Origin of the sequence: Methylobacter sp., from assembly GCF_004322395.1 — a bacterium.
GTDB lineage: Bacteria > Pseudomonadota > Gammaproteobacteria > Methylococcales > Methylomonadaceae > Methylobacter_A.
Genome location: NZ_SCTW01000011.1, coordinates 1 through 15740 on the forward strand (window position 1 = coordinate 1; position 15740 = coordinate 15740).

The 15740-nt window shown below is 49.2% G+C and carries 10 protein-coding genes and 2 riboswitches; of the genes, 6 read left to right on the top strand and 4 right to left on the bottom strand.

All coding sequences use genetic code 11. The features are described from left to right. Nucleotides 1–398 precede the first annotated feature (398 nt). The 3 genes from EPO18_RS02160 to EPO18_RS02170 all read left to right on the top strand — a co-directional run bounded on the left by EPO18_RS02160 (nt 399) and on the right by EPO18_RS02170 (nt 2992). Nucleotides 399–1949, top strand: coding sequence for a bifunctional aminoglycoside phosphotransferase/ATP-binding protein (locus EPO18_RS02160; protein ID WP_292429882.1), 1551 nt, complete (start codon nt 399–401; stop codon nt 1947–1949). A gap of 222 nt (nt 1950–2171) precedes the next feature. Next, the gene (locus EPO18_RS02165) at nt 2172–2378 is read left to right on the top strand and encodes a DUF6494 family protein (protein ID WP_292429885.1); all 207 of its coding nucleotides are present in this window, start codon (nt 2172–2174) and stop codon (nt 2376–2378) included. Between the two features lie 125 nt (nt 2379–2503). Further along, the gene (locus tag EPO18_RS02170) at nt 2504–2992 is read left to right on the top strand and encodes a nucleoside triphosphate pyrophosphohydrolase family protein (RefSeq protein WP_292429888.1); all 489 of its coding nucleotides are present in this window, start codon (nt 2504–2506) and stop codon (nt 2990–2992) included. Between the two features lie 130 nt (nt 2993–3122). Here the strand turns inward: EPO18_RS02170 and fumC are convergent, their stop codons facing one another. Next, the gene (fumC, locus tag EPO18_RS02175) at nt 3123–4526 is read right to left on the bottom strand and encodes a class II fumarate hydratase (protein ID WP_292429892.1); all 1404 of its coding nucleotides are present in this window, start codon (nt 4524–4526) and stop codon (nt 3123–3125) included. Between the two features lie 305 nt (nt 4527–4831). Between fumC and acnA the strand changes: the two genes are divergently transcribed. The 3 genes from acnA to EPO18_RS02190 all read left to right on the top strand — a co-directional run bounded on the left by acnA (nt 4832) and on the right by EPO18_RS02190 (nt 13214). Then, nucleotides 4832–7525: an aconitate hydratase AcnA gene (gene acnA / locus EPO18_RS02180; protein ID WP_292429895.1), complete on the top strand. Its 2694-nt coding sequence runs from the start codon at nt 4832–4834 to the stop codon at nt 7523–7525. A gap of 293 nt (nt 7526–7818) precedes the next feature. Continuing rightward, nucleotides 7819–8030, top strand: a riboswitch (cobalamin riboswitch). A 113-nt stretch (nt 8031–8143) separates the two neighbouring features. Continuing rightward, nucleotides 8144–10210, top strand: coding sequence for a TonB-dependent receptor (locus tag EPO18_RS02185; protein WP_292429898.1), 2067 nt, complete (start codon nt 8144–8146; stop codon nt 10208–10210). A 187-nt stretch (nt 10211–10397) separates the two neighbouring features. Next, nucleotides 10398–10609, top strand: a riboswitch (cobalamin riboswitch). A gap of 115 nt (nt 10610–10724) precedes the next feature. Further along, complete coding sequence (locus EPO18_RS02190; RefSeq protein ID WP_292429900.1) at nt 10725–13214, top strand: TonB-dependent receptor; 2490 nt, start codon at nt 10725–10727, stop codon at nt 13212–13214. 104 nt (nt 13215–13318) lie between these two features. Here the strand turns inward: EPO18_RS02190 and rsfS are convergent, their stop codons facing one another. Genes rsfS through EPO18_RS02205 form a run of 3 tightly spaced genes read right to left on the bottom strand, consistent with a single transcriptional unit; the run spans nt 13319 to nt 15576 of the window. Further along, nucleotides 13319–13672 (bottom strand): ribosome silencing factor, encoded by a 354-nt coding sequence (gene rsfS / locus EPO18_RS02195; RefSeq protein ID WP_292429902.1) that lies wholly within the window; start codon nt 13670–13672, stop codon nt 13319–13321. A 26-nt stretch (nt 13673–13698) separates the two neighbouring features. Continuing rightward, a complete protein-coding gene (gene nadD / locus EPO18_RS02200; RefSeq protein ID WP_292429904.1) occupies nt 13699–14337 on the bottom strand; it encodes a nicotinate-nucleotide adenylyltransferase in 639 nt (212 codons plus the stop codon). Beyond that, on the bottom strand, nt 14338–15576 hold the full coding sequence (locus EPO18_RS02205; RefSeq protein WP_292429907.1) for a glutamate-5-semialdehyde dehydrogenase: 1239 nt from the start codon (nt 15574–15576) through the stop codon (nt 14338–14340). Nucleotides 15577–15740 lie beyond the last annotated feature (164 nt).

The window sequence follows — 15740 nt, forward strand, 5'->3', positions numbered from 1 at the left end:
TTTTGCGTCGCCAAAAGAAAGTAACCAAAGAAAAGGCGACCCGGTTGCCGCTTTGTTCCTGTGCTCCTCGCTTTTGTCGAGGGTCAGCAGAAGGGGCTCCTGCCCCTCTGCTGACGTGCGACCTCCCTGCCGCACCCCTCACGGGCTGTTCTCCACAAAAGCTCCGGTGCTCGGCGCGACAAACGGGAGAAATATCATCTGTGCGTAACATCAGTGAATAATTGATGATATTGGTTTTTGCTTCCATCAGAAACCGAAACGATAGCCTTAGTGCCTCATCTAAATTCAATTTCAAAAAATTTTAAATGTGATTACCCTGCCGCCCTGCCCTTTCATTATTGCACCCAATGCCATGAACGTAATACCATCTGACTATCGAATCAGTCGGGGTTATCAACATGAGCAATAATACAGCGCCGGATTCAAGTCTCATCCTTATCAAAGCCTTATCTGAAACTAACGCCTGCGACATCATTGAAACCCATATTTCCTGGGTGCTACTGACCGGACAATATGCTTACAAAATCAAAAAGCCGGTTAACTTCGGTTTTCTGGATTTTTCCACGCTGGAAAAACGCCGTTTTTACTGCAATGAAGAACTAAGACTGAACAGGCGCTTGGCCTCCGAGCTATACCTTGATGTAGTGCCGATAACCGGAACGCCGGATCGACCTGAACTAGGCGGTTCGGGTGTAGCTATCGAATATGCCGTCAAAATGACCCGGTTTCCTCCAGGACAGTTGCTAAGCGAGCACGCCAAACTCGGTCAGTTGAACACAGATGAAATCGATCAACTTGCCGAGATTGTTTCCGGTTTTCATCAAACAATTGAACGAACCGGTGAAAGCTCCCCCTATGGCAACAGCGCCAACATCAAGCATTGGTTTGCCGAAAATTTCGAACACATAAGCCCGTTACTGATTCTTGATAGTCAAAAACAGCAGTTGCAAAACATTCAGCAATGGGGCGATAGCGAAGGGCATAAGCAAGCTGAGTTGATGCAGTATCGTAAAAATCAAGGTTATGTGCGTGAATGCCACGGCGATCTGCACCTGGGCAACATGACGCTGATCAACGGCAAGGTAATCCTGTTCGATTGCATCGAATTCAATCCGATGCTGCGCTGGATCGATGTGATCAGCGAGGTCGCTTTCTTATTTATCGACCTGCTACACTTTGGTTATGACCGCTATGCATACCGCTTTCTTAATCGCTATTTGCAACACACCGGCGATTATAAAGGATCGGCTTTATTGCGTTATTACTTGGTTTATCGGGCACTGGTACGAGCTAAAGTTTCCTTGTTACGTATGTCGCAGCAACAGGACGATGCCGCTGCCAAACAGACGCTTTGCGAATACGCGACTTTTGCCGATCTGGCCGAGCGCTTTACTAAACGCCGCCAAACCGTTCTGATCATCACACACGGCTATTCAGGTTCCGGCAAATCCACTATGGCCAGCCAACTTGCCGAAAAAATCGGCGCGTTCCAGATACGCTCCGATATAGAACGCAAACGGCTATTCGGCTACCGAGCCAATGCGCAAACCGACAGCGGCATAGACGATGGACTTTACACGCAAGAAGCTAGCCTAAAAACCTATCGGCATCTTAAGGACCTTGCCAAAGCGGTGCTTGAAGCCGATTTCCCGGTCATTATCGACGCTGCTTTTCTTAAAACCGGGCAACGCGACCTGTTCCGGCAACTTGCAGCCGATTGCGGCGTTCCATTTCATATCGTTACCTTTCAAGCATCCGAACAAGAATTGTGCAAACGCATTAACCAGCGGCACGGCGACGCTTCGGAAGCGACCGTGGCCGTGCTGCATCAGCAACAGCAATCCGCGCAGCCGCTGTCGGAGCAAGAGCTACCTAGCGTAATAACGGTTAATACCGATAGTGATAATGCTTTGGAAACACTGCTGGATTGTTTCGGTCATTACTGTTAATAACTTAGTAGGAGATATTTTCTGACGACCGACCAGTCGCACCACAATGATCGCTTTTTTAAGATAAACGATATTACCTATTTCTTTTTGGGAACAGTATGCGTAACATCAAAAATATATTATTGTTCACTAAGGTGTTCACTAAGGGCTTTAATATTTATAAGACACGGATTTCTCATTAAAAATCAAATTAAGCGGAAGCTTTACCTTTAGGAGATCAAAATGAATGAAGATACCTTAAATTTAGAAGTCAGAAAATATCTCAAGCAGGTCGGCATCACCTCGCAACGCGAGATCGAACATGCCGTTCTCAAAGCTGTTGAAGCCGGAAAGCTAAACGGTTCCGAGGCCATAGACGTTAAAATGACGCTGATTGCCCCTTCTATCGGCGTCAACCATTGTATTGAAGGAAAAATAGCGCTCGAATAAACAGCTTTGAAGAACTTTAGTTTGATCTGGTTATTAGCTTAAAACGGCGAAGGAGCTAAACAGCTAAACATTGTGCAGCCCAGTCTATGAAGCTAAGCCGCTACAACAGACAGAGGATACAAGCCATGAATAAGCACTTAAAGTTAGTTAGAGAGTTTCACGACTCTTTTTCAATTCCACAAGCGGAGCATGGGGCAAATGAGCGGTTATCCGACATGGAGATTGTTATGAACCAAGCGTTACTGATGGATGGCGGCAGCGCGGTATTAAAAGCGATTAAGGCAGGCGAAATGGTTGAAATATTGGCCGGGCTGGTTAATCTTGCCTACTGTGCATTGGCCGGTATTGCTATGCAGGGAGATGATGTTCTAGACCAGCCGGTAACGTGGCGGCATGATGGATTTATTCTTTCCATCATACGCATCCTGTCCGACCGAATTAATAGTTGCACCTCAGGCATCACCGATGATTATTCAGCCGTTTATTGTTTGTGCGCTCATTTATCGACCAGTTTTGTCAACGCGGATTTTGATAAAGCTTTTCAAATGATCCACGACGCCAAGATGTCCAAAGAGGCTAAAACGCCCGATTTGAGTGCTTGTCTTTTTGAATGACATCAAATGATTGTTCATATGCGGGATTAAATTAGAGTATTTGCCAAACGCCGGATTTTGCTGTCGCTCGAACAGGCCGCTTCGACAAGCTCAGGACAGGCTTATTCCGGCCTAAATGATATATTTTGCTCTATTTGGGGGAAATCATTTCCTCCGGACGAATAAGCTTGTCGAATTCTTCTTCGGTCACAAAGCCGCCGGAGACTGCCTCTTCGCGTAGCGTGCTGCGATTTTTAAAAGCCAGCTTCGCAATTTTTGCCGCATTGTCGTAACCAATCTGAGGAGCCAACGCGGTTACCAGCATTAGCGAGTTTTCCATCAGCTCGGCAATACGGTCGATATTCGGCTCGATACCGACAACGCAATGATCGGTGAAACTGATCGCCGCGTCGCTGATAAGGCGGATCGACTGGAGCACGTTATAAATAATCACCGGCTTAAACACATTGAGCTCCAAATGCCCTTGCGCTCCGGCAAAGGTGACGGTGGTGTGATTGCCCATAACCTGCGCGCAAACCATCGTCATCGCTTCGCATTGGGTTGGATTAACTTTGCCCGGCATAATCGAAGAACCGGGTTCGTTTTCAGGCAACGACAGTTCGCCTATACCGCAACGCGGTCCCGAAGCCAACAGACGAATATCGTTGGCGATTTTATTAAGACTGACTGCGATGGTATTTAACACCCCGGAGATTTCCACCAGTGCATCATGCGCGGCCAGCGCCTCGAATTTATTAGGCGCAGAAACGAAAGGAAGCAGCGTAAACCTCGCAACTTCTTCGGCAAACTTGTCGCCGTAACCCGGTTTCGAGTTCAGGCCGGTGCCTACCGCTGTGCCGCCTTGCGCCAAGGGATACAGCCGTTTTAGGCTGTCGTTTATCCGGTCTATGCCCAATTGCACCTGAGCGGCGTAACCGGAAAACTCCTGGCCCAGTGTCAGCGGGGTCGCATCCTGCAAATGCGTTCGTCCGATCTTGATTATCTCATTCCATGATTGGGATTTGTCGGACAGCGCGCGGTGCAAATGCTGAAGTGCAGGAATCAATAAATGGTGCAACTGCTCGACGGTAGCGATATGCATGGCCGTTGGAAAAGCATCGTTCGACGACTGGCTGCGGTTGCAGTGATCGTTTGGATGAACCGGCGTTTTAGATCCAATAACGCCGCCGAGACGCTCGATAGCCAGATTGGAAATCACTTCGTTGGTGTTCATGTTGGATTGTGTGCCGGAGCCGGTTTGCCAGACCACCAGCGGAAAATGGTCGTCTAGCTTTCCGTCGATAACTTCCTGTGCCGCATCCGCTATCGCATAGCCGATTTTTTCATCAATATTATTTAACGAAATATTCGATAGTGCGGCGCAATATTTGACGATGCCCAGCGCACGGATCAACGGCCGGGGCATCCGTTCATTGCCGATTTTGAAGTTTATCAGGGAGCGCTGGGTTTGTGCGCCCCAATATTTGTCGGCGGGCACTTGTATGGGGCCGAAAGAGTCGGTTTCGGTGCGGGTATCTCCAGTGTTTTCTTTCATGATTTGCACATTTATAGTTGCAAAATTTTATTCAGTAACATAACCAATATTCCGTTGTTAACCATGATAGCCTCCTGATTCGGAATGAATAGAGTTTGACTATAACGGTTTTCCCGCTGTTTGAATAGAAAACTTCTTGCCCGGTATCCGGTTGAAATTGCCATCACATTCAGATGAATTTTTAATCCAAAATTTAGCTCTGGATTACCTCAAGATAGAATCAAAAATCTTGACGCAACTACAGATACGGGTAAAAGCTATTTAAGTTGATAACATTTATCGAGCCCATCAGGGGGATTTCTATCATGACTAACCACGATCCCTTCGGAGCACATCAACAACTGAAAACGGATAGCATCGGCTCAGTCTCGTATTATTCCCTGCCTCGGCTTGAAACTGTCGGCGCTGCCAAAGTCTCACGATTGCCGCACACAATCAAAATCCTGCTTGAATCATTATTGCGCAACTGCAATGGCGATGTGATTACCCAGGAGCACGTATTGAGCGTCGCCAACTGGCAGCCACAAGGCTCAAGATATGAAATACCCTATAAACCGGCCCGAGTGATATTGCAGGACTTTACCGGAGTACCGGCCTTGGTGGATCTGGCCGCAATGCGGGATGCGATGAAACAACTGGGCGGCGATCCGAAAAAAATCAATCCCTTTATTCCCTGCGACTTGGTGATCGATCATTCCGTGCAAGTGGATTATTTCGGCAAGGCCAACGCCCTGCTATTGAACGAAACGGTCGAATTTGAAAGAAATGCCGAACGCTATGAATTCCTAAAATGGGGGCAGTCGACATTCCAAAATCTCCACGTGGTGCCTCCTTCTACCGGCATCGTTCATCAGGTCAATCTCGAATACTTGGCTCCGGTTATTTTCCATAACAAAAATAAAAACGTCTGTTATCCCGACAGCTGCGTCGGCACCGATTCGCATACGCCGATGATTAACGGCCTGGGCGTGCTGGGCTGGGGTGTCGGCGGCATTGAGGCTGAAGCGGTGATGCTGGATCAACCCATCTATATGCTGGTTCCCGATGTGGTCGGCATTAAATTGACCGGCGAACTGCCTCCAGGCGTGACTGCAACGGATCTGGTGTTGCGCATTACCGAGCTTTGCCGGAAGTTTGGCGTGGTTGGGAAATTCGTTGAGTTTTACGGTTCCGGGCTGACTAACTTGAGCATCCCCGATCGGGCCACTCTGAGTAATATGGCGCCTGAGCAAGGTTCGACGGTGAGTTTCTTTCCTATCGACGACGAGACGCTCAGCTATATGCGCTTCACCGGGCGTCATGCGGATCTGATCGACTTGACCGAACGTTATGCCAAAGAACAGGGGCTGTTCCGCACCGACGAAACGCCGGACCCGGAATTTACCCAGGTTATGGAACTAGACCTCGGCACCGTTGAACCTTCGCTGGCAGGCCCCAAGCGTCCGCAAGACCGCATCGCGCTCAGTGAAGTAGGGCCGACATACCGGCAAATGCTGATCGAACCGACAGGTATCAGAGGCATGGGGCTATTCGAGCACGATCTGGAACGTAGCGGCATCGTATCGGAAAATAATGCTGATGAGAGAATCACTCATGGCGCAGTCGTGATCGCTGCGATTACGTCCTGCACCAACACCAGTAACCCATCGGTCATGCTCGCGGCAGGCTTGGTTGCCAAAAAAGCGGTGGAGCGGGGATTGAAAGTTAAAAACTACGTCAAAACTTCGCTGGCTCCCGGTTCATTGGTAGTGACGGAATATTTAAAGCAGTCGGGCTTGCTTGGCTATCTGGAACAGCTGGGCTTTTACCTGGTCGGCTATGGCTGCACCACCTGCATCGGCAACTCCGGCCCGCTGGATGAAGCAGTTGAAAGAACGATAGTGGAAAACGATTTGGTTGTGTCAGCGGTGCTGTCCGGCAACAGGAACTTCGAAGGCCGTGTGCATCCATTGACCAAGACCAACTATCTCGCCTCGCCGCCGCTGGTCGTTGCCTATGCGCTGGCGGGATCGACGGCGCTGGATATTACCCGCGAGCCGCTGGGCACGGACAAGGACGACAATCCGGTTTACCTGAAAGACATCTGGCCTACGCCCTGGGAAGTGGCTGAAGTGGTCAGACAATTTGTAACGCCGGAGATGTTCCGGGAGCGTTATGCGGATGTGTTCACCGGCACTGAAGCATGGCAGAAAATTGAAGCTCCCGGAACTGAGTTATATGCATGGGACGAAAGCTCGACCTATATCAGGAAACCGCCGTTCTTCGAAGGATTGTCGACAGGCCTGCAACAGATACATCCTCTTGCCGGCATGCAGGTGTTGGCCCTGTTTGGCGACTCCGTTACCACCGATCATATTTCACCGGCCGGTCAAATCGCCCCAGGCTCCCCTACGGCTTTATACCTTTTGGAAAGAGGCATAGAACAGAAAGACTGGAACAGTTACGGTTCGCGCCGAGGCAACGATCAGGTAATGGCTCGAGGCACTTTCGCCAATATTCGCATCCGCAACCTGCTGGTTCCCGGCATTGAAGGCAATGTGACGATCCATCATCCGACCGGCGAACGGATGACGTTTTTCGATGCCGCGATGAAATATAAAGAGGCCGGCATACCGCTGTGCATCCTTGCCGGTAAGGAATACGGCTCAGGATCGTCCCGCGACTGGGCTGCGAAAGGCCCGTTTATGCAGGGCGTAAAAGCGGTCATCGCTGAAAGTTATGAAAGGATTCACCGCAGCAACCTGATCGGCATGGGTATTTTGCCGCTGCAATTTATCGATGGCGAATCGGCTAAAAGCTTGAACTTAAACGGGACGGAAACATTTGCTATCGATATTTCCGATGCAATGGTGCCGCAACAGCAAGTTAACGTTTCGGCGACCGCGCCAGATGGAGCCGTCACAGTTTTTAAAGCCGTAAGCCGCATCGATACGCCGATTGAAATTCAATACTATCGGGACGGCGGCATCCTCCGCACGGTTTTAAAGAAATTAATATGATTTTGGGGCTCGGAAAGAGTTTTTGATTGACGATTTTGATTCCGGTTCAGCATAAGCTTTTCCTTGACCATGAGACGCTTATGAGTCACTAAAATTAGCGTTCTTATATCTTGGAATGATCAGGGCAATCGCGCTTATATTACCCCGAGGAGGCGAAGCCGATAATCATGGTCCCATTCAGCGTTTATGTTGGTTAAACCAGCAACTCAGCGGGAAAAACAAACGTTAAATTTAAGCGCAATTATCCTGCCTGCCCTAATCCCGTAAATTTGCTTTATCCTCTTTACCCCTTATAATCATCCCAGCTTTCAGGTTCCGGAGGGTTTTTCAAACCCAATGGTTAAACGGGAAGTCGGTAAGGTTTATGCCAAATCCGACGCTGCCCCCGCAACGGTATATAAGTAAAAGTTTCATCGAGACGCCACTGTGTTCACGCATGGGAAGGTGATGATTCAGGTTAACCCCACTTATAAGCCCGGAGACCGGCCCGAGAGTTTAATTCGGTACAGCGGAGGGCTGTCAGCGAAAATGACAATACAGCTCCGCGTCATCTCTCGTCTTCTTTGTCCTCTGTTGTGTAAAACAATCACCCTGCGCGGGCGGCGCAAGAGGACAAACATGCAAAAGCTCATCTTCAGTTCATTAATAATTGTCGGATTTATCCAGACTCAACCATCGCAAGCCTCAACCGACGATGAAACAAAAACCGTTACTCTGGAAACGATGGAAGTCAAAAGCCAAGCAACCGATTTACAGGGTGTGGCCGCATCGGCATCGCAAGGCGTAGTCGAACAAGCGAAGCTTAGTTATCGTCCCTTGGCGCGAGCCGGTGAACTGGTTGAGCTTGTGCCCGGCGCATTGGCAACTCAGCACAGTGGTTCGGGCAAAGCCAACCAGTTCTATTTACGCGGCTTTAACCTGGATCACGGCACCGATTTTTCGGTGATGGTGGACGGCGTACCGATGAACATGCCCAGCCATGCGCACGGTCAAGGCTACCTGGACTTGAACAGCATCATCCCCGAACTGGTCGACAATATCGAATACGGCAAAGGGCCTTATTACGCCGATGCCGGCGACTTTTCTTCCGCAGGTTATTCGCGCATGCACACGATGCATAGTTTACCCAAAGGTCTGCTCAAATTTACCGGCGGCGAATTTGGCTATTACCGAACATTATTGGCCGATTCCATAAAAATAGGCTCAGGCGAACTGCTGGCTGCGGGTGAATTCAATGCTTATAACGGCGTATGGCAACAGCCGGAAGACTTGGGTAAATACAACGGCATGTTGCGCTACACATTGGACAATAAAGACTGGGGTTTGTCGGTCAACGCCAAGGCCTATCACTCCAGCTGGAACGCAACCAACCAGATTCCGGAACGGGCTATCGATAGCGGTACACTTGACCTGTACGGCAGCATGGATCCGTCCGATGGCGGCAACAGCAGCCGTTACAGTCTATCCAGCAACGTTTGGAGCCGGGGCGACAGCTACAAAAACGACTTTAATGCCTATCTGGTCTATTACGACCTCAATCTGTATTCTAACCCTACCGGATTCCTAGATAATCCCGCGCAGGGCGACCAAGTGCATCAAACCGAACGGCGTGTAGTATCCGGCGGCAATGGCGAACAAACCTGGTTTGCCAAATGGTTCGGCTTGGACGTCGACAACAGCTTAGGCTTGCAAATCCGCCATGACGAAGTCATTGGAGCCGCGTTAAACCACACTGAACAACGCCGGATTTTCCAAACGGTGCGCCAGGATGATATTAGCGAAACCAGCGTAGCGGTCTACCTGAAAAACCAAGTTCAGTGGTTGGAAAAGTTTCGCACCATTTCCGGGTTACGCGCGGATTTTTTGGATATCAATGTTAACAGCCGGACACTCGCTGCCAATTCCGGCCAACGAAACGCATCTCTATTGAGCCCCAAACTCAGCCTGATTTTCGGCCCTTGGGTTGATAACGAAATGTTTGTTAATCTGGGTTACGGCCATCACTCCAACGACGCACGCGGAGCCACTTTGCGTGTTAATCCGATCAGCGGCGATCCAGCCGATTCGGTATCGCCGTTAGTCCGGACGCGCGGCGGTGAAATTGGAGTGCGCAACCAGTTTATTCCGGGGTTAAATTCTACAGTGGCGCTGTGGTGGATGCAGGTGAATTCCGAACTGATTTTCGTCGGCGATGCGAGCGCCACCGAGCCCAGCGGCCGTAGCGAGCGTCACGGTGTGGAATGGAGCAATTATTATCAAGTGAGCGATTGGTTGACTTTGGATGCGGACCTGTCTTTTTCGAAAGCGCGTTACGTCGGTGTGCCTCGGGAGCTTAACCATATTTCCAATTCGGTAGGCCGGGTCATCAGCGCCGGAGCGGTGGTGCAACTTCCCTTTCACACCTTTACGACGTTACGCTTACGTCACTTTGGCGATATTCCGCTTAATGACACGGGCAACCTGACCGCAGGCGATACGATGCTGGTTAACTGGGGCTTTGGCTATCAGCATAAGGATTTGAAACTTGAACTTGATTTGTTCAATTTGCTGGACTCTAAAAGCAATGACACAGCCTATGCCTATACGTCCCGTTTGCCGGGAGAACCTGCCGCAGGGGTGGATGGCATACTCAGGCATCCGGTGGAGCCGCGTATGTTACGGCTTGCGGGTTCGGTAAGGTTTTAACTGAGCGGGACGGGGTTTTGCAACCCCATCCCTAACGTTTCTGGGATGCCTGAGCTAAGCGGTTACATTTAACCAACTCCTTACGTTTCGGGCGGGGGCAACATGCTTCCGTCCGGCTGTCAGTTTTTAAGCGCGATAGCCCTGAAGTATTACACCGTAAATTTGCTTTATCGATATTTTTCCCTATAATTGCGCCTTGCTTTCAGGTTCCAGCGGGTTTTTCAAACCCAATGGTTAAACGGGAAGTCGGTAAGGTTTATGCCAAATCCGACGCTGCCCCCGCAACGGTATATAAGTAAAAGTTTCATCGAGACGCCACTGTGCTTACGCATGGGAAGGTGATGATTCAGGCTGACGCCACTTATAAGCCCGGAGACCGGCCCGAGAGTTTAATTCGGTACAGCGGAGGGCTGTCAGCGAAAATGACAGTCTAGCTCCGCGTCATCTCTCGTTTTCTTTTGTCCTCTGTTGTGTAAAAACAACCACCCTGCGCGGGCGGCGCAAGAGGACACTAATGCAAAAAATTATCTTCGCTTCATTACTAATGACGGGCTTTAGTAGCCAGTTACACGCGCAGGAAACTGCGCAAAATCTTCCTGGAAAGGTTGTTACTGCAATACAAACAGATACGACTAAAAAAATCGCAGACACGCCAGGCTCCGAGCAAAAAACCAAAACGCCGGTCAAGCATCGGCAAGCATCTAAAATGGTACAGCTGGACGAAATAGTGGTAACCGCTTTCGCGAATAAACCCAAGTTTCCGAACACCACTCAAGCCTCTCCAAGTTTTAAAGTCAGTAGCGAAGATATAGAAACCAAGATCAACGCCACTACAGTGGAAGATACACTACGGTATATCCCGGGCCTCAATGTGCGCCGCCGCTATATCGGCGATGCCAATGCGCCGATGGCCATGCGCGGCTCCAATATTACCCAATCGGCGCATAGCATGGTGTTTGCCGATGGCATGCCCTTATACAACATGGTCAATGCCGGACATACTGCCGCGCCGCGCTGGTCTATGGTTTCGCCCAGCGAGATAGAATCGGTCGATGTCTTGTTCGGCCCTTTTTCTTCTCAATATAACGGCCATTCGTTTGGCGGCGTAGTCAATCTGAACACCAAAATGCCCGATCAGTTCGAAGCGCAAATGGATGCGACCGGCATGTTTCAAAACATGCATCGCGGCGGACGCAATCAGTTGCTGCAAGGCTTCAGAACCTTCCTGTCGGGAGGCGACCGGATCGATAAATTCAGTGTCTACGGCTTTTACAACCATTTGCAGAATGAAGGCCAGCCGATGGATCCGGTCGGTACGGCGGCGGCAACCACCGCATTGCCCGCTAATCTGGCGGCCGGCGCAACAGCCATTCCGGTAACCAGTGCCCAATTGATACCCAGCCCTACCGGCGGAAAAAATTTCATTTTCGGTGATTCCGGAATTGATCGTTCCGAAACCGATTTGTTTAAGTTAAAAACAGCTTACGACCTGACCGACGACTTGCAAGCCCGCTTTACGATTGCTTACGAAGAACGCAATAAAAGCAACGACGATCCTTTGGTGCTGTCAAAAAATCGGCTAACGGGCCAAACCTTGTACAGTAATGCAACCAACGCCGCCGGCAGATTCACTAATTATTACACCCAAGATGGCTATAATTTTACCGTACCGCTGAACGGCTTTCGAATTCAGCAGCAAAATCGGCAAGCCCTTAATTACGGCTTGAGTTTACAAGGTAAAATTTCCGATAACTGGAATATCGACACCACTGCCAGCTATTACGATGCCTTTAAGGATAGAACCATTCAATCAACCGGCTTGGCAGGCGATAGTTTGGCTGTGGTTAACGGTCGGGTACCGGGACAGATAACCGATGTCGATAATTGGTGGGCAACCTACGATCTGAAATTGGCAACGGATGCGTTCTTAGGACGCAAAGATTTGTCGTTTATGGGCGGTTATCAAATCGTGCATGGCAATAACAACAGCAAGGTTTACAACACTAACAATTACTTGCTTGCCAATCGGGACAGCAGCTTAAGCGACTCAGGCGGACAAACCCAAACCAACAGCCTGTTTTCCCAGTTGGCGTGGCGCTTTTTGCCGGACTGGAGCGTCATGACCGGTTTGCGTTTCGATCATTTTCAGGCCTTGGACGGCCATTTTTATAACTACAACCGGGCAATCAGCGACCCCAGACGCCTTCAAAATTATCAGGATCGCGATCAATCGCGGATTTCGCCGAAAGCCTCTATTGAATATTCGCCTGATGCCTGGACATTCCGTTACTCGTTTTCCAAAGCCTACCGCTTCCCGGTCGCCGAGGAACTGTTTGCCAGCAAAAACACCGTCGCCGGCACCACCTTTGCCGATCCCAACCTCGGCCCTGAGAACGGCTACTTCCATAATCTGATGGCGCAATACGACATTGCTCAAGGCTTTATTCGCGCCAACCTGTTCTACGATCTGATCGACGACGAAATATTTTCCTACAATCCGACCCTGGCCGGAGGCAACGGGCCGAATACCTATCTGGCAATCGGTCAAACGGAAACCATCGGTGTCGATCTGACTTATCGGCAATATGCCGTTTTTGGTTTACCGATCGACTTCATGGCTAATACTGTATTTATGAATAAACAGATTACCGACAATCCCGACGCAACCGGCCTAGTCGGTAACGAATGGCCTCGGATACCGAAACTACAGGCAAATGTTACGGCAACTTACAACATTTTACGGGAATGGGACGCAACTGCCGGCGTCCGTTATCGCAGCGATATGTTTCACCAGATTACCAATGTCGATACTGAAGCCAATGTCTTTAACGGCTCGGATGAATATACCCTGGTGGATTTTAAAACGAATTATCGGCTCCCCATTCATCCGAGACTGAAAAGCACGATTTCGGCGGGCATCGATAATATATTGGATCAGGATGTCTATGAAAATAATCCTTTAGCTCAACGCACTTATTACGTCAGTCTTTCGTTGAAATACTGATCGTTCATGACACAAGGACGTGTTCACTCATTATTTGCCAACACCTGTTCTTGATAAACATTGCGCTGGCTCCCAAACTCCAGTTTGGGAGCCAGCGCAACAACTTACGAAGCTTTCTGCTCGCCTTCTTTAGAACCCTCAACCGACCACAATTTCTCCAGCTGATAAAACTCGCGCGCCTGGGCATTCATCGCATGGACAATCACATCGCCCAAATCCAACAGTACCCAGTCTGAACCTAGATCGCCTTCCATACCTAAAGGTTTAACGCCATTTTCTTTTAGCTTTTCAGATACATACTCACATAAAGATTTCAGATGGCGATCCGAAGTACCGGTTACCACGACCATATAATCGGTAAAACTGGTTTTGCCTCGAACATCGAGCGTCGTTATGTTTTGTCCTTTGCGTTCATCCAAAACATCCTGGACAATTTTCAATATTTGTTCTGCTTGCATTCAAATTCCTAGTATAAATAATGAGATCAATGTGTCTCGTAAAGCTTGTGTTGCTTAATGTATTCTATGACAGCATCGGGCAATAAAAAACCCGGATTTTGTTTTCTCGCAATTATGTCCCTGATCGCGGTTGCCGAAATTTCCAATTGAGTAACTTGCTGGAAACATAATTTTCCTGCGTTATCTTGCGCCAGCTCGCTAGTATCTTTAGCCAGTCTGGCTTTAAAAAAGTCATCGAGTGCCTGTGTTTCAAAGCCCGGCCGGGTCATCACCACGATATGCGCATAGTCGAATAACTGCTGCCATTGATGCCAGCCGGTTAAATGTTTGAACGCGTCAGTGCCGATAAACAACAACAATGGCCCGGCTGGAAATTCTTGCCGTAGCGACTTCAACGTGTCCACCATATATGACGGCGTTTGATCGGATAGCTTGTGCCTATCCAGTTCCCTGGTATCGATCTTTAATCCCGGCTGGTTTTTTATAGCCAGTTCCAACATCTGCAAGCGCATTTCCGAAGTTACCGCAGGTTGTTCTCGATGCGGGGGATTAGCGCAGGGAATTAGCCGGACTTCGTCCAGTCCGAAAATATCCTTAACTTCAAGTGCCGAGCGTAAATGTCCATAGTGAACCGGGTCGAAAGTACCGCCGAAAATGCCGATCATCTATTGCCGGATATGGCCGTCCCCTAAAACAATGTATTTTAACGAAGTCAGGCCCTTTAAACCTACAGGGCCTCTGGCATGCAGTTTGTCGGTACTGATGCCGATTTCTGCGCCCAATCCGTATTCAAAGCCGTCGGCAAAGCGGGTCGAAGCATTCACCATCACCGAGCTGGAATCCACCTCCCGCAAGAACCGGCGGGCTAAAGTGTAATCTTCGGTCACAATCGCTTCGGTATGAGCGGAGCTGTACCGGTTGATATGTTCTATCGCTTCATCGATACCGTCAACAACCCTGATCGATAAAATCGGCGCCAGATATTCGGTGTTCCAGTCTTGCTCTGTGGCTCTGATGCAGTTTGGAATCAAGGAACAGGTTTTAAGACAACCACGTAATTCAACGCCTTTTTCGACATATTTTTCAGCCAGCAACGGTAAGACTCTTGCGGCAATGCCCTCGGCAACCAGCAAGGTTTCCATTGCATTGCACACACCGTAACGGTGGGTTTTGGCATTGAGGGCAATCTTGATGGCTTTATCTATGTCGGCTTTATCGTCGATATAAACATGGCAGATGCCATCCAGATGCTTGATCACAGGAATCGTTGCGTCCTTGGAAATACGTTCGATCAGGCTTTTGCCGCCACGCGGTACGATCACATCGACGTATTGATCCATCGTGATCAATTCGCCGACCGCCGCGCGATCTGAGGTCGCGACGATTTGCACGGCTTCAATCGGTAAACCTGCCGCTTCCAGGCCTTCAGAAATACACGCTGCAATCGCCTGATTGGAATGTATGGCTTCCGAGCCGCCTCTTAAAATACAGGCATTGCCGGATTTAAGACACAAAGCCGCCGCATCGACGGTTACGTTGGGACGGGATTCGTAAATAATGCCGATCACGCCCAACGGTACACGCATTTGGCCGACCTGTATGCCGCTGGGCCGGTAGCTTAAATCGCTGATTTCGCCGACCGGATCGGGTAACGCTGCCACTTGTTTTAAACCTTCAACCATCGCTTGAATGCCGGATGGCTTTAGTTCCAGTCTGTCTAGCGAAGCCGCATCCAGGCCGTTACTTTTGCCGGCGTCCAAATCTTTGCGGTTTTCTGCTATCAACAGTCCATGGCTGTTTTCAATGGCTTCGGCAATTTTCAACAAAGCCAGATTTTTTTTGCCTGACTCGGTACGGCTTATTTCCCGTCCCGCTTTCCTGGCCTGCTGCCCAAGCGTTTTCATGTATTCTTTAATATCCACTAGGTTCTCAATAACTGGATGAAATATATAATTATATCGTTTAATTCAAATTTCTGACAGGTTTTAAATACAACAACTATCGGATATTAAACAGTTTTATGAAGTTGTCTAAAGTAATTGAGAGCGTTCGAGTTAAGTTGTAACAG

Bases quoted from the DNA above. Each gene is read 5' to 3' on its own strand.
- EPO18_RS02160 (WP_292429882.1), top strand. From the start codon at position 399: ATGAGCAATAATACAGCGCCGGATTCAAGTCTCATCCTTATCAAAGCC.
- EPO18_RS02165 (WP_292429885.1), top strand. From the start codon at position 2,172: ATGAATGAAGATACCTTAAATTTAGAAGTCAGAAAATATCTCAAGCAG.
- EPO18_RS02170 (WP_292429888.1), top strand. From the start codon at position 2,504: ATGAATAAGCACTTAAAGTTAGTTAGAGAGTTTCACGACTCTTTTTCA.
- fumC (WP_292429892.1), bottom strand. From the start codon at position 4,526: ATGAAAGAAAACACTGGAGATACCCGCACCGAAACCGACTCTTTCGGC.
- acnA (WP_292429895.1), top strand. From the start codon at position 4,832: ATGACTAACCACGATCCCTTCGGAGCACATCAACAACTGAAAACGGAT.
- EPO18_RS02185 (WP_292429898.1), top strand. From the start codon at position 8,144: ATGCAAAAGCTCATCTTCAGTTCATTAATAATTGTCGGATTTATCCAG.
- EPO18_RS02190 (WP_292429900.1), top strand. From the start codon at position 10,725: ATGCAAAAAATTATCTTCGCTTCATTACTAATGACGGGCTTTAGTAGC.
- rsfS (WP_292429902.1), bottom strand. From the start codon at position 13,672: ATGCAAGCAGAACAAATATTGAAAATTGTCCAGGATGTTTTGGATGAA.
- nadD (WP_292429904.1), bottom strand. From the start codon at position 14,337: ATGATCGGCATTTTCGGCGGTACTTTCGACCCGGTTCACTATGGACAT.
- EPO18_RS02205 (WP_292429907.1), bottom strand. From the start codon at position 15,576: ATGAAAACGCTTGGGCAGCAGGCCAGGAAAGCGGGACGGGAAATAAGC.